The organism is Stutzerimonas decontaminans, from assembly GCF_000661915.1.
Lineage (GTDB): Bacteria > Pseudomonadota > Gammaproteobacteria > Pseudomonadales > Pseudomonadaceae > Stutzerimonas > Stutzerimonas decontaminans.
The window spans coordinates 1,145,680-1,159,704 of the sequence record NZ_CP007509.1 but is presented as its reverse complement, the minus strand read 5'-3'; the positions used below and the strand labels follow the sequence as shown (position 1 = coordinate 1,159,704).

At 63.5% G+C, this 14,025-nt stretch carries 10 protein-coding genes; 7 read left to right on the top strand and 3 right to left on the bottom strand.

The window, feature by feature from the left end; translation table 11 throughout:
* Window positions 1-128: 128 nt before the first annotated feature.
* The 7 genes from UIB01_RS05330 to UIB01_RS05300 all read left to right on the top strand — a co-directional run bounded on the left by UIB01_RS05330 (window position 129) and on the right by UIB01_RS05300 (window position 11,486).
* Window positions 129-1,463 carry an imelysin family protein gene (locus UIB01_RS05330; protein ID WP_038657566.1) on the top strand — a complete coding sequence of 445 codons (1,335 nt, stop codon included), beginning with the start codon at window positions 129-131 and terminating at the stop codon, window positions 1,461-1,463.
* Between the two features lie 169 nt (window positions 1,464-1,632).
* Window positions 1,633-3,051 (top strand): di-heme oxidoreductase family protein, encoded by a 1,419-nt coding sequence (locus tag UIB01_RS05325; RefSeq protein ID WP_038657564.1) that lies wholly within the window; start codon window positions 1,633-1,635, stop codon window positions 3,049-3,051.
* A gap of 65 nt (window positions 3,052-3,116) precedes the next feature.
* On the top strand, window positions 3,117-4,193 hold the full coding sequence (locus UIB01_RS05320; RefSeq protein ID WP_038657562.1) for an imelysin family protein: 1,077 nt from the start codon (window positions 3,117-3,119) through the stop codon (window positions 4,191-4,193).
* A gap of 2 nt (window positions 4,194-4,195) precedes the next feature.
* Window positions 4,196-5,290 carry a DUF1513 domain-containing protein gene (locus UIB01_RS05315; RefSeq protein WP_038657560.1) on the top strand — a complete coding sequence of 365 codons (1,095 nt, stop codon included), beginning with the start codon at window positions 4,196-4,198 and terminating at the stop codon, window positions 5,288-5,290.
* Window positions 5,291-5,377: 87 nt separating this feature from the next.
* Window positions 5,378-7,000 (top strand): methyl-accepting chemotaxis protein, encoded by a 1,623-nt coding sequence (locus tag UIB01_RS05310; protein ID WP_038657558.1) that lies wholly within the window; start codon window positions 5,378-5,380, stop codon window positions 6,998-7,000.
* Between the two features lie 224 nt (window positions 7,001-7,224).
* Window positions 7,225-8,361, top strand: a complete 1,137-nt coding sequence (locus UIB01_RS05305) for an efflux RND transporter periplasmic adaptor subunit (protein ID WP_038657555.1) — start codon at window positions 7,225-7,227, stop codon at window positions 8,359-8,361.
* Between the two features lie 68 nt (window positions 8,362-8,429).
* A complete protein-coding gene (locus UIB01_RS05300) occupies window positions 8,430-11,486 on the top strand; it encodes a multidrug efflux RND transporter permease subunit (protein WP_038657553.1) in 3,057 nt (1,018 codons plus the stop codon).
* Window positions 11,487-11,518: 32 nt separating this feature from the next.
* Here UIB01_RS05300 and UIB01_RS05295 read toward each other — a convergent pair whose 3' ends face one another.
* The 3 genes from UIB01_RS05295 to UIB01_RS05285 form a co-directional block, all read right to left on the bottom strand.
* A complete protein-coding gene (locus UIB01_RS05295) occupies window positions 11,519-11,740 on the bottom strand; it encodes a hypothetical protein (protein ID WP_038657551.1) in 222 nt (73 codons plus the stop codon).
* A gap of 178 nt (window positions 11,741-11,918) precedes the next feature.
* Window positions 11,919-13,559, bottom strand: a complete 1,641-nt coding sequence (gene groL / locus UIB01_RS05290) for a chaperonin GroEL (RefSeq protein ID WP_038657549.1) — start codon at window positions 13,557-13,559, stop codon at window positions 11,919-11,921.
* Window positions 13,560-13,607: 48 nt separating this feature from the next.
* A complete protein-coding gene (locus UIB01_RS05285) occupies window positions 13,608-13,901 on the bottom strand; it encodes a co-chaperone GroES (RefSeq protein WP_015276035.1) in 294 nt (97 codons plus the stop codon).
* Window positions 13,902-14,025 lie beyond the last annotated feature (124 nt).

Sequence of the window (14,025 nt, the reverse complement as noted above, 5' to 3'; positions counted from 1 at the left end):
GGTTGCGTGGACACGGAAGAGAGAGCCCGTGCACGCATTGGCTTTGCACAAAATGAAAATCTTTCGCATTATTGAGCGCTTCCGAGCAGCCCTCGGCTTCGTTCACTCGCACGCAAAGGAACACGCACATGCTACGCACCCCCATCTGGGCAACCGCCAGCCTTCTCGCTGCGGCCATCTCGCTCGCCGGTTGCGGTGAAGACAAGACCCCGATCAACCAGACCGCTGCACCGCAAAGCACAACCGAAAGCGTGCCGGCTGAACAGGCGCAGACGCCCGATGAGCAGGCGGCCAAAGCCGTAGTCGGCCACTACGCCGATCTGGCCCTGGCCGTTTTCAGCGACGCGCACAGCACTGCAGTGCAACTCCAGCAGGCAATCGACGCGTTGCTCGCAAATCCCAGCGAAGAGACTCTGCAGGCCGCACGCCAGGCCTGGCTGGCTGCCCGCGTACCCTACATGCAGAGCGAAGTGTTCCGCTTCGGCAACCCGGTGGTCGATGAGTGGGAAGGCCAGCTCAACGCCTGGCCGCTCGACGAAGGCCTGATCGACTACGTCGAAGGTGACTACCAGCACGCCCTCGGCAACCCGGGCGCCAACGCCAACATCATCGCCAATACCGAATTGCAGATCGGCGAAGACAAGATCGACACCAGCGAGATCACCGCCGAGCTGCTGACCAGCCTCAACGAACTGGCCGGCTCCGAGGCCAACGTCGCCACCGGCTACCACGCCATCGAGTTCCTACTCTGGGGCCAGGACCTCAACGGCACCGGTCCGGGCGCCGGCGAGCGCCCGCATACCGACTACGTCGTTGGCGAAGGTTGCACCGGCGACAACTGCGAGCGTCGCCGCACGTACCTGAAAGTCGCCACCGACCTGCTGGTCAGTGATCTGCAGGAGATGGTCGAACAGTGGCAGCCGGGCGCCGAGAACTACCGTGCCAGCCTGGAAGCCGAATCGGGCGAGAACGGCCTGCGCAAGATGCTCTTCGGCATGGGTAGCCTGTCGCTTGGCGAACTGGCCGGCGAGCGCATGAAGGTTGCGCTGGAAGCCAACTCCACCGAAGACGAGCACGACTGCTTCAGCGACAACACGCACAACTCGCACTTCTTCAACGCCCGCGGCATTCGCAACGTTTATCTGGGCGAGTACAAGCGCGTCGACGGCAGCACCCTGACCGGCCCGAGTCTCGCCTCGCTGGTCCAGGGCGTCAGCCCCGAAGTCGACAGCACGCTGAAGACCGATCTGGAAACCACCGAAGCCAAGCTGCAGGTGCTGGTGGAAAGCGCTGAGAACGGCGAAGCCTTCGACCAGCTGATCGCTGAGGACAATGCTGAAGGACAAGAAAAGGTCCGCAGCGCCATCGCTGCACTGGTCAAGCAGACCGCCTCCATCGAACAGGCCGCCGCTGCCCTCGGCATCAGCGACCTCAACCCCGACACCGCCGATCACGAATTCTGACCGGCCGCGACACGGGTGCGGCATTTGCGCCCGTGTCGCACCTATCAAGCAAGCGCCGCTGCCGACGCAACGCTTTGCAGTCATCCCCGCAAATGCAAATCCCTCTTATTCAATTTCGATTAGCCTGCTAAGATTGCGCGGCTTAATTCACCGCTCTGCAGGTAATCCCATGCGTCCGCTGCTTCGCCGCCTCTTCCCGTTGCTGGCCTTGACTCTGGCTGCCTGCGGCAACGATGAAACGCCGCGCTTCGAACAACCCGAACCCGGTGAAGCGCTTTCGGGCGGCGCCGCCACGGTCATGAAGTTCGACCACAATGCCTTTTCCATGCCTTCGGCCAACCTCGCGCCGACGCGCCGACTCGACTTCAGCGTCGGCAACAGCTTCTTCCGCAACCCCTGGGTCATCGCTCCCGCCTCTACCACAGCCCGCGACGGCCTTGGCCCCCTGTTCAACACCAACGCCTGCCAGAACTGCCATATCAAGGACGGCCGCGGACATCCGCCAGCGCCTGATGCGGCGAGCGCAGTCTCGATGCTGGTACGGCTGTCTATACCGGCAGGGCCGGAGCACGCCGAAGTCATTCGTGAGCGTGGCATCGCACCGGAGCCGAGCTATGGCGGGCAGCTGCAGGACATGGCCATTCCCGGCGTCGCGCCCGAAGGCAAGGTGCGCCTGCGCTATTCAACCGAACGCGTGCGCTTCGCCGACGGCACTGAGGTGGAACTGCGCAAACCGCAAGTGGAGCTGAGCGAACTGGGCTACGGCGCTATGCACCCGGATACCCAGATGTCGCTGCGCATTGCGCCGCCGATGATCGGCCTCGGCCTGCTCGAAGCCATCCCCGAAGAAGCGCTGCTGGCCAATGCCGACCCGGATGACCGCAACGGAGATGGTATTTCCGGCCGACCCAACCGCGTCTTCGACCAGACCACCCGGCAAACCGTGATGGGACGCTTCGGCTGGAAAGCCGGGCAGCCGAAGCTGAACCAGCAGAATGCTGACGCGTTCTTCAACGACATGGGGCTGTCCACCAGCTTGTTCAGCGGCAGCAGCTGCACCGAACGGCAGACCGAGTGCCGCGCCATGCCTGATGGCGGCGAACCGGAAGTGAGCGACAACATTCTTGCCCAGGTGCTGTTCTACACCCGCAACCTCGGCGTACCGGCGCGGCGCAACGTCGGCGATCCACAGGTGCTCGCCGGCAAGACGCTTTTTCACCGTGCCGGCTGCCACAGTTGCCACGTGCCGCAGTTCACCACCGCCGCTGACGCCGCGGAACCGGAGCTGGCCAACCAGCTCATCCGCCCCTATACCGACCTGCTGCTGCATGACATGGGCGAAGGCCTGGCCGATCACCGACCGGAGTTCGAAGCCAGCGGCCGTGAGTGGCGCACGGCACCGCTCTGGGGCATCGGCCTGACCCAAACGGTCAGCGGGCATACCCTGTTCCTTCATGACGGGCGTGCCCGCAACCTGCTCGAAGCCATACTCTGGCACGGCGGCGAGGCGGAGCATTCCCGCCAGACCGTGCTGGGCTTCGACCAGGAACAACGCAACGCACTGCTGAGCTTCCTCGAGTCGCTCTGAATGCCGTTCACTCCAAGCTTTTCCGGCGCGAGAGCGCTGTAACCGGCCTAGCCGACGAGGAAATCATGATCCGTTCCAAAACCCTGCGCATCGCCAGCGGCAGCCTGCTTACCGCGCTTGTGCTGAGCGCCTGCACTCCGGCTGACCCGCAAGCTGAAACCAGCAAGGCGCTGGTCGATGGCGTGCTCCTGCCAAGCTACACCCAGTGGGCCGAAGCTGACCGCCGCCTGGCTGCAAGTGCGATCGCCTACTGCGCTGACAATCAGACAACCAAGGAGGCGCAGGAGGCGTTCGTGCATGCACAGACGGCCTGGGCCGGTCTGCAACCGTTGCTGATCGGCCCAATGGGCGAGGGCAATCTGGCCTGGCAGGTGCAGTTCTGGCCGGACAAGAAGAACCTCGTCGCGCGCCAGGTCACGGCATTGCTCAACGCCAAACCCAACCTTTCCCAGGCTGATCTGGACGGCGCCAGTGTCGTGGTGCAGGGCCTGAGCGCCTACGAATATATCCTTTTCGACAAGGGCATCGACCTCGCCGATAGCACCAGCAAGGCCCGCTACTGTCCCCTGCTGATCGCCATCGGCGAGCATCAGCAACAGCTGGCCGCCGGTGTGCTGCAGCAATGGCAGGACAAGGATGGCATGGCCGATCAGCTGCGCCGTTTCCCCAACGAGCGTTACGCCGAACCGAGCGAGGCCATCGCCGAGCTGCTACGTGTCCAGGTCACCGCACTCGACGGGCTGAAGAAGAAGCTCGGCGCCCCGCTAGGCCGCCAGGCCAAGGGCCATCCGCAGCCCTATCAGGCCGAAGGCTGGCGCAGCGACACGACGCTCGCCAACATCGCCGCAGCGATCAAAGGCGCCGAAAGCCTGTGGCTGGGCGCCGACAAGGATGGCCTGCGCGGACTGCTCGGTGCGGAACAGGCGGACCTGGCCAAGCGTATCGATGCCGGTTATGCCGAGCTGTTGCAGCAACTGACCGGCATGACTCAACCGTTCGGCGAGCTGCTGTCCAGTGAAGCGGGACGTGGCGAGCTCGACGCGCTGTACCAGCGAATCGATCGCCTGCATCGTCTGCATCAACTGGACCTGGCCCGCGCGCTTGGTGTGCAGATCGGCTTCAACGCGCACGACGGAGACTGATCATGAAGCGCCGAACCCTGCTGGGTCTGGGCGGTGCCATGCTGGCCGCCAGTGGCATTGCCGGCTGGACACTGACGCGTCATGGCGATCAGCCGGTGCTGCTCTCCGCGCGCAACGACCAGGAAGGTCGGCACTACGCCGTCGGCTACCGACTCGATGGCAGCCAGGTGTTCGCCACGCCGGTTGCCGAGCGCTGCCACGATGTCTACCCGCACCCTTACCTGCCGCTGGCAGTGTTTGTCGGCCGGCGCCCGAGCCGCGAGAGCTATCTGATCGACTCACGTGACGGACGCCTGCTGCAGGTGCTTGCCTCGCCAACGAATCGGCACTTCTACGGTCACGGCGTGTTTCACAAGGATGGCGAGTGGTTCTACACCACCGAGAACGACACCACCGATGCCGGCCGTGGGGTGCTCGGTGTGTACCGCCTGGAGGGTCGACAGCTGGTTCGCGTCGACGAGCACCCGACTCATGGGATCGGCCCGCACCAGCTGCTATGGATGCCGGACAACGAGACGCTGGTCGTTGCCAACGGCGGTATCCGCACCGAGGCCGACAGCCGCGAGATGATGAATCTGGCGGCCATGGAGCCGAGCCTGGTCCTGCTGCGCCGCGATGGCACACTGATCAGCAAGGAGCAGCTGCCCGAGCAGATGAACAGCGTCCGGCACCTCGCCGTCGCCGCCGACGGCACCATCGTCAGCGGCCAGCAATACGAGGGTGACCCGATGGACCGTGTGCCGCTGCTGGCAATCAAGCGGCCGGGGCAGCCGTTCCAGCACTTCCCGCTGGGTGAGACGCAGCGGCAGATCATGAACCAGTACACCGCGAGCCTGGCCATTCACGACGCGCTGCGCCTGCTGGCTGTGACGGCGCCGCGTGGCAACAAGGTGTTCATCTGGAATCTGGACAGCGCCGAACTGCGCCAGGAAGTTCACCTGCCTGACTGTGCCGGTGTCGCCGCGGTCGCCGAAGGTTTCGTGGTCAGTTCCGGCCAGGGTCGTTGCCGGCTGTTCGACTGCCGTGGCGAGCGAATCGCCAGCACACCGCTCGAGCTACCGGCAGGGCTCTGGGACAACCATCTGCGCGTGGTCTAGCTCAAGAAAAACAACGTGCAGCCGATGCATGCAAGGCAACGGCAAGGATGCTCATTGTTGTTTTTTCTCACACGACGAGACCTCGCCATGTTCCGAACTTCCCTGCGCGCCCAAATCCTCGCGCTGATCGGCGGCAGCCTGCTGCTGACGCTGCTCATCGCCCTCGCCTGCATCCGCCTGCTCAGCGGCAACATCGACCACTTCCAGAAGCTGCTCGACGGCCCGCTGGCCGAACTGCAACTGATCGACGAGGCCAACCTCGAGTTCAAGGTGCAGGTTCAGGAATGGAAGAACGTGCTGCTGCGCGGCAAGCAACTCGACAATCGCACCCGCTACTGGAGCCAGTTCGAAGCCCAGGAAGCCAAAGTACAGAAGATCCTCGGCGACCTGCTCGTGCTGACCGCCGACGAGCCGGCACTGGCCAGCCAAATCGAACGCCTGCGTAACGAGCATCGCACCCTTGGAGCTGCCTACCGCAAGGGCCTGGACGCCTATATCGCCGCTGACAGCGACCCGCTTGCCGGTGACGCCGCGGTGGCTGGGATCGACCGTGCCACCAGCGCGCAGCTGAGCGAACTCGTCAAGCAGCTGCACGGCGCGGCAGCCGAACAGTCGGAAACGATCCAGGCCGATGCCGCGACTACCGCAGTGCTTGGCCCGATCATCATGAGCCTGGCCGCCGTACTGGTGGCGTTGCTCAGTCTATGGCTGGTCAATCGACAGATCATCGAGCCGATCCGCAGCCTAATCGAACACATTGCCCGCCTCAGCCAGGGCAAGTTTGCCGACCGCGTGGATGCCAGCCGCGCCGACGAGCTGGGCCGCCTGGCCGTCGCCGCCAATGTGCTACGCGATTTCCTCGCCGACACCTTCACTCGTCTGAAGCAGAGCACGTCCAACCTCGACAGCGCCAGCGGTGAGCTGAATGCCATCGCCAGACTGATGGCAGACGGCACCCGCGAACAGTTCTCGCGTACCGATCAGGTCGCCACTGCGATGCACGAGATGTCCGCCACCGCTCAGGAAGTATCACGGCATGCCGCAGAAGCGGCGCAGGCCGCCGACGCCGCCGACCATTCCGCCCAGCAAGGCGAAGCGGTGATGCGCGGCACCATCGCTACCATCACCGACATGAGCAACGAGATCGCCAGCACGGCAGACGTCATCCGCCGCCTGGAGGGCGATAGCGGGCGCATCGGCAAGGTCTTGGAGGTGATCCGCGGGATCGCCGACCAAACCAACCTGCTAGCGCTCAACGCGGCCATCGAGGCGGCCCGCGCGGGTGACGCCGGCCGCGGCTTCGCCGTGGTCGCCGACGAGGTGCGCACCCTGGCCCAGCGCACCGCCGAATCCACCGCCGAGATCCACCAGATCATCGATACCGTGCAGACCGGCGCGAGCAATGCCGTACGCGCCATCGAGAGCGGTCAGGCGCGCAGCGAACAGGGCGTCGGCCAGGTGACCGAGGCCGGCCAGATGCTGCAGCGCATCACCGAAGCGGTAGAAGCCATCCGTGACATGAACCGCCAGATCGCCACCGCTGCCGAGGAGCAGACCGCGGTGGCCGAGGACATCTCGCGCAACATCACCGAGATCACCTCGATCGCTACCATCAACCAGCAGAACGTCGAGCGAACCGAAACCGCCAGCCAGAACCTGCATGAGCTGTCGGCGCAACTGACCGACGTCACCCAACGCCTCGCCGGCTGATGATAAGCGGGCGGGCCGACAGTCTGTCGCCCGCCCCGCATGTCCGCGCTTTCCACCCCCTCTCCCCCTTTACTTGCCTCCGATTCGGGGCTAAGTTCCTCGCTCTCCGGTCCCGCTGCGTCAGTGCCAGCTGGTTGCCGCCTCCGGCACCCACCGGACCGTTCGAACGGCTGCCTCGATCACGGCAGTAGACAGCCGGCTCACATCTCCAAGGAAATCGGAAAATGTTGCGCCGCATGCTGTTCATGCTGGGCGCGGTGGTCGTCGTCGTTGCGATCCTCGCCGCACTCAAGTTCAACTCGATCTACCAACAGATTCAGCAATTCCAGGCACCCAAGCCGGCGATCGATGTCGAGACCGAGGTTGCCCGGCGCATGGACTGGCAAAGCCGCCTACCAGCCATCGGCACGCTCAAGGCATCCCAGGGCATCGATCTGAGCGTCGAGATCGCCGGAACGATCACCGACGTGCAGTTCCAGTCCGGTGAGAAGGTCAGCAAGGGCCAGGCTATCGTGCTGCTCGATAGCGAGATGGAGCAGGCCAGCCTGGCCAGCGCCGAAGCCGATCTCAACCTGTCGCGCCTGGAGTTCCAGCGAGCGCGCAGCCTGCTGGATCGCCAGGCCATTTCCCGCAGCGAGTACGACCGGCTCAATGCCGAATCGCAGAAGGCCGAAGCCAGTGTCGCGCAACTGCGCGCCAGCTTGTCGAAGAAGCGCATTCTGGCGCCCTTCTCCGGCACCATCGGCATCCGCCAGGTTGATGTGGGCGACTACATCGCCGCCGGCACGCCGATCGCCACACTGCAGGACCTGTCCAGGCTGTTCGTCGATTTCTACCTGGCCGAACAGCATGTGCCGTTGCTGAAGCTCGGCCAGCGGGTGCAGCTGCAGGTCGCCGCGTATCCCGGGGAACGCTTCGAAGGCGTGATCAGCGCGCTGAACCCGAAGGTGGAAACCACCACCCGCAACGTGCAAGTCCGCGCCGAACTGGCCAACCCTGACGGACGGCTGTTACCCGGCATGTTCGCCGACCTGCAGGTCCTGCTGCCGACCGAAACCGCACAGGTGGTGGTTCCGGAAACGGCCATCACCTACACGCTGTACGGCAACTCGGTACTGCTGGTGACGGAAGGTACCCCGCCAGAGGGTGTCAGCGCCGACGAGCCTTACCTGGTGGTCGAGCGGCGCTTCGTCACCACCGGCGAGCGGCGCGATGGGCTGACTGTCGTTCTTGAGGGCCTAGAGGGCGGCGAGCAGGTGATCGTCGCCGGCCAGCTCAAGCTGGACAACGGCGCCCATGTCGCGATCAGCGAAAGCCGCACGCTCAGGCTGGAAGGCTCACAGCAGCCAGCGACCAATTGAACGACGCCTGCCGTTGATGCGGCAGGCCCGACGCACAGCACACATCGAACAGCTCCAGGGACTTGCCCATGGCTTTCACCGATCCCTTCATCCGCCGTCCGGTACTGGCGAGCGTCATCAGCCTGCTGATCGTGCTGCTCGGCATCCAGGCGTTCAACAGCCTGACCATCCGCCAGTACCCGCAGATGGAAAGCGCGCTGATCACGGTGACCACCGCCTATCCCGGCGCCAACGCCGAAACCATCCAGGGCTACATCACCCAGCCGTTGCAGCAGAGCCTGGCCAGCGCCGAAGGCGTGGACTACATGACCTCGGTCAGTCAGCAGAACGCCTCGGTGATCTCGGTCTATGCACGCATCGGTGCCGACACCGATCGCCTCTACACCGAGCTGCTGAGCCAGGCCAACTCGGTGAAGAACCAGCTGCCGCAGGACGCCGAGGACCCGGTGCTGAACAAGCAGGCGGCCGATTCCACCGCGCTGATGTACATCAGCTTCTACAGCGACCAGCTGAGCAATCCACAGATCACCGACTACCTGTCGCGGGTCATCCAGCCCAAGCTGGCGACGCTGCCGGGCATGGCCGAAGCGGAAATCCTCGGCAATCAGGTGTTTGCCATGCGCCTCTGGCTGGACCCGGTGAAGCTGGCCGCTTACGGCATCTCCGCCGGCGACGTGAACGAGGCGGTACGCAAGTACAACTTCCTCTCCGCGGCCGGCGAAGTGAAGGGCCAGTACGTGGTCACCAGTATCAACGCCGACACCGAGCTGAAGACGCCGGAAGCGTTCGCCGCCATCCCGCTGCGCACGCAAGGCGACAGTCGCGTGCTGCTGGGTGACGTGGCGCGGGTGGAGATGGGTGCCGAAAGCTACAACTCGATCAGCTCGTTCGACGGCATCCCCTCGGTCTATATCGGTATCAAGGGCACGCCCAGCGCCAACCCGCTGGACGTGATCAAGGAAGTCCGGGCGATCATGCCGCAGATCGAGGCCCAGCTGCCGCCAGGCCTGAAGGCGACCATCGCCTACGACGCCACCGAGTTCATTCAGGCCTCCATCGACGAGGTGGTGAAGACCCTGGCCGAGGCCGCGGTGATCGTCATCGTCGTGGTATTCCTCTTTCTCGGTTCGCTGCGCACCGTGCTGATCCCGGTGGTGACCATCCCGCTGTCGATGATCGGCGTGCTGTTCTTCATGCAGGCGATGGGCTACTCGATCAACCTGCTGACCCTGCTGGCCATGGTGCTGGCGATCGGCCTGGTGGTGGACGACGCCATCGTCGTGGTGGAGAACATCCACCGGCATATCGAGCAGGGCAAGTCACCGTTCCAGGCTGCCCTCGACGGCGCACGGGAAATCGCCATGCCGGTGGTCACCATGACCATCACCCTGGCCGCGGTCTATGCGCCAATCGGCTTCCTGCAGGGGCTGACCGGCGCGCTGTTCCAGGAGTTCGCCCTGACCCTGGCCGGCGCGGTACTGATCTCCGGCGTCGTGGCGCTGACCCTGTCGCCGATGATGTGTTCGAAGCTCTTGCGTCACGAAGAGAACCCCAGCGGCTTCGCCCATCGTCTGGACGAACTGTTCGAAGGCCTCAAGCAGCGCTACCAGCGCGCCCTGCACGGCACGCTAAATACCCGCCCGGTGGTGCTGGTATTTGCCGTGATCGTGCTGGCGCTGATTCCCGCCCTGCTGATGTTTACCGAAAGCGAACTGGCGCCGGAAGAAGATCAGGGCATTGTGTTCATGATGGCCAGCGCGCCGAAGACCGCCAACTTGGACTACCTGAACGCCTATACCGACCAGTTCCTGGAGATATTCCAGAGCTTTCCGGAGTACTACTCCTGGTTCCAGATCAATGGCTTCGACGGCGTACAGAGCGGCATCGGCGGCTTCCTGCTCAAACCCTGGGACGAGCGTGAGCGCTCGCAGATGGAGATCCTGCCTGAGGTCCAGGCCAAGCTCGACCGCCTGCCCGGCCTGCAGATCTTCGGTTTCAACCTACCCTCGCTGCCGGGCACCGGCGAAGGTCTGCCCTTCCAGTTCGTGATCAACACCGCCAACGACTACGAGACGCTGCTGCAAGTGACCGAGCGCATCCGCAAGCGCGCCGAGGAGTCCGGCAAGTTCGCCTTCCTCGATGTGGACCTGGCGTTCGACAAACCGGAAATCGTGGTCGAGATCGACCGTGAGAAGGCCGCGCAGATGGGCGTCTCCATGGAAGATCTCGGCCTGACCCTGAGCACCCTGCTCGGCGAGGGCGAGATCAACCGCTTCACCATCGAAGGCCGCAGTTACAAGGTCATCGCCCAGGTGGAGCGCGCCTACCGCGACAACCCGGATTGGCTGAGCAACTACTACGTGCGCAACGGGCAAGGCGAGATGCTGCCGCTGTCGACGCTGATCAAGGTGCGTGACCGCGCCCGGCCGACCCAGCTCAAGCAGTTCCAGCAACTCAACGCGGCAATGATTCAGGGCTTTCCGATCGTCAGCATGGGCGAAGCGATCAAGACACTGCAGACCATCGCCGGCGAAGAAGCACCCGAGGGTTTCAGCTTCGATTACGCTGGCGCCTCACGGCAGTACATCCAGGAAGGCAACGCGCTATACATGACCTTCGCGCTGGCATTGGCGGTGATTTTCCTGGTCCTGGCCGCGCAATTCGAAAGCTTCCGCGATCCGCTGGTGATCCTGGTCACCGTACCGCTGTCGGTATGCGGCGCGCTGGTGCCGCTGTTCCTCGGCCTTTCCAGCATGAACATCTATACGCAGGTAGGCCTAGTGACGCTGATCGGCCTGATCAGCAAGCACGGCATCATGATCGTCGAATTCGCCAATCAGCTGCGTCGTGAGCGCGGTCTGAGCCGGCGCGAAGCGGTGGAAGAAGCGGCAGCGATCCGCCTGCGGCCGGTGCTGATGACCACTGCTGCCACGGTGTTCGGCATGGTGCCGCTGATCATCGCCAGCGGCGCCGGCGCGGTCAGCCGTTTCGACATCGGTCTGGTGATCGCGACCGGCATGTCGGTGGGCACGCTGTTCACCCTGTTCGTGCTACCGGCGGTCTACGACCTGCTGGCCCAGCCGGACCACGCACCGAGCGGGCATGCGGCAGTCGGCGCGAGCTGAACGGCCGTGCGCAGGCTCCCGCCTAGCGCCGTTCAGCGCATGCTCTGAGACAACCCATAGAGCAGCAACAGCAGATCCTGATCAGGCCGTGCCGCGTCGAATCGTACCTTGCCGCTGGGCGGCAGCGGACAGTAACTGCGGTCTGCGCTGCTCTGTACCAGCATGGCGCTGGGCTCGTTCCAAGCCGCCACGCACAGCGTGGTGACCCCTAGTGCACCGACCAGAAACAATCCTCGAGCTATTTCCAACTTCATGGCGTAAGCCCTTGATTAGGCGAGTAGTTAACTGACCGTAGCCTAGTTGATTAATTTATGTGCAATTTTGGACGAACGGTTGCATCGTTTGCCGTCTCTTGCGAGGGCAACCACCGCAAGGCAAAAAAAACCCCGCACAAGGCGGGGTTTTTTATTTACAGCTCAGGAGCCGGTCGGCTTACATCATGCCACCCATACCGCCCATGCCACCCATGTCCGGCATGCCGCCAGCGGCCTTGTCGTCAGCCACTTCGGCGATCATCGCTTCGGTGGTGATCATCAGGCTGCCAATGGAAGCCGCGGCCTGCAGAGCAGAGCGGGTTACCTTGGCCGGGTCGAGAATACCCATCTCGATCATGTCGCCGTAGGTGTCGGAAGCAGCGTTGAAGCCAAAGTTGCCTTCGCCCTGCTTGACCTTGTCGACCACTACGCTCGGCTCACCACCAGCGTTGGAGACGATCTGACGCAGCGGCGCCTCGACAGCGCGGCGCAGCAGAGCGATGCCGACGTTCTGGTCTTCGTTCTCGCCCTTCAGCTCGGAGATGGCTTGCAGAGCACGTACCAGGGCAACGCCACCGCCAGGAACCACGCCTTCTTCGACGGCAGCACGGGTAGCGTGCAGGGCGTCTTCTACGCGGGCCTTCTTCTCTTTCATCTCGACTTCGGTACCGGCACCGACCTTGATCACGGCAACACCGCCAGCCAGCTTGGCCAGACGCTCTTGCAGCTTCTCTTTGTCGTAGTCGGAAGTGGTGTCTTCGACCTGCTTGCGGATCTGGGCAACGCGGGCTTCGATATCAGCCTGCTGACCAGCGCCGTCGATGATGGTGGTGTTTTCCTTGTTCAGCACGACGCGCTTGGCGTTACCCAGGTGCTCCAGGGTAGCGGTCTCCAGGCTCAGGCCGACTTCTTCGGAAATCACGGTACCGCCAGTCAGGATGGCGATGTCCTGCAGCATGGCCTTGCGACGATCACCAAAGCCCGGGGCCTTGACTGCAGCAACCTTGACGATGCCGCGCATGTTGTTGACCACCAGGGTAGCCAGCGCTTCGCCTTCGACGTCTTCGGCAACGATCAGCAGCGGACGACCGGCCTTGGCAACGGCTTCCAGCACCGGCAGCAGTTCGCGGATGTTGGAGATCTTCTTGTCGACCAGCAGCAGCAGCGGGCTGTCCAGCTCGGCGACCATGGTGTCCGGCTTGTTGATGAAGTACGGCGACAGGTAGCCGCGATCGAACTGCATGCCTTCGACGACGGACAGCTCGTTCTCCAGACCCGAACCTTCCTCGACGGTGATCACGCCCTCCTTGCCTACGCGCTCCATGGCTTCGGCGATGATGTCACCGATGGAGGAGTCGGAGTTGGCGGAGATGGTGCCAACCTGGGCGATGGCCTTGGAGTCGGTGCACGGCTTGGCCAGGTTCTTCAGCTCGGCGACGATGGCGATGGTGGCCTTGTCGATGCCGCGCTTCAGATCCATCGGGTTCATGCCGGCAGCGACGGCCTTCAGGCCTTCGTTGACGATGGCCTGGGCCAGAACGGTAGCGGTGGTGGTGCCGTCACCGGCTTCGTCGTTGGCCTTGGACGCAACGTCCTTGACCAGCTGAGCGCCCATGTTCTCGAAGCGATCCTTCAGCTCGATTTCCTTGGCGACGGAAACGCCGTCCTTGGTGATGGTCGGAGCACCGAAGCTCTTCTCCAGCACGACGTTGCGGCCTTTCGGGCCGAGGGTCGCTTTAACGGCGTCAGCCAGAACGTTTACACCGACCAGCATCTTCTTGCGTGCGGAGTCGCCGAATTTGACTTCTTTAGCAGCCATGTTGATTGATCCTCAATTCGTGAATTATTTACGGAGATTCGCAGGTGATCAGGCTTCGACGACGGCGAGAATTTCGTTCTCGCTCATCACCAGCAGATCTTCACCGTCGACCTTGACGGTGTTGCTGCCGGAATAAGGGCCGAACACCACCTTGTCACCGACCTTCACGGCCGGGGCGCGTACTTCGCCGTTGTCCAGCACGCGGCCGGTACCCACAGCAACGACTTCGCCACGGTTCGGCTTCTCGGCAGCGGAGCCCGGCAGGACGATACCGCCTGCGGTCTTGGTTTCTTCTTCGCTGCGACGAATCACGACGCGGTCATGCAGAGGACGAAGCTTCATTGTCGATCTCTCCTAGTAGAGTGGTTCCATGCCGATGACCCTTCATCGGCGGGTTGGGCAAATCCGGCGTTGCCGGTTGCGGCCCGCAACGCGAGCCGCAGAAGACGGACTGTCGAACACGACA

Bases quoted from the DNA above. Each gene is read 5' to 3' on its own strand.
- UIB01_RS05305 (WP_038657555.1), top strand. From the start codon at position 7,225: ATGTTGCGCCGCATGCTGTTCATGCTGGGCGCGGTGGTCGTCGTCGTT.
- groL (WP_038657549.1), bottom strand. From the start codon at position 13,559: ATGGCTGCTAAAGAAGTCAAATTCGGCGACTCCGCACGCAAGAAGATG.
- UIB01_RS05325 (WP_038657564.1), top strand. From the start codon at position 1,633: ATGCGTCCGCTGCTTCGCCGCCTCTTCCCGTTGCTGGCCTTGACTCTG.
- UIB01_RS05295 (WP_038657551.1), bottom strand. From the start codon at position 11,740: ATGAAGTTGGAAATAGCTCGAGGATTGTTTCTGGTCGGTGCACTAGGG.
- UIB01_RS05310 (WP_038657558.1), top strand. From the start codon at position 5,378: ATGTTCCGAACTTCCCTGCGCGCCCAAATCCTCGCGCTGATCGGCGGC.
- UIB01_RS05330 (WP_038657566.1), top strand. From the start codon at position 129: ATGCTACGCACCCCCATCTGGGCAACCGCCAGCCTTCTCGCTGCGGCC.
- UIB01_RS05300 (WP_038657553.1), top strand. From the start codon at position 8,430: ATGGCTTTCACCGATCCCTTCATCCGCCGTCCGGTACTGGCGAGCGTC.
- UIB01_RS05320 (WP_038657562.1), top strand. From the start codon at position 3,117: ATGATCCGTTCCAAAACCCTGCGCATCGCCAGCGGCAGCCTGCTTACC.
- UIB01_RS05285 (WP_015276035.1), bottom strand. From the start codon at position 13,901: ATGAAGCTTCGTCCTCTGCATGACCGCGTCGTGATTCGTCGCAGCGAA.
- UIB01_RS05315 (WP_038657560.1), top strand. From the start codon at position 4,196: ATGAAGCGCCGAACCCTGCTGGGTCTGGGCGGTGCCATGCTGGCCGCC.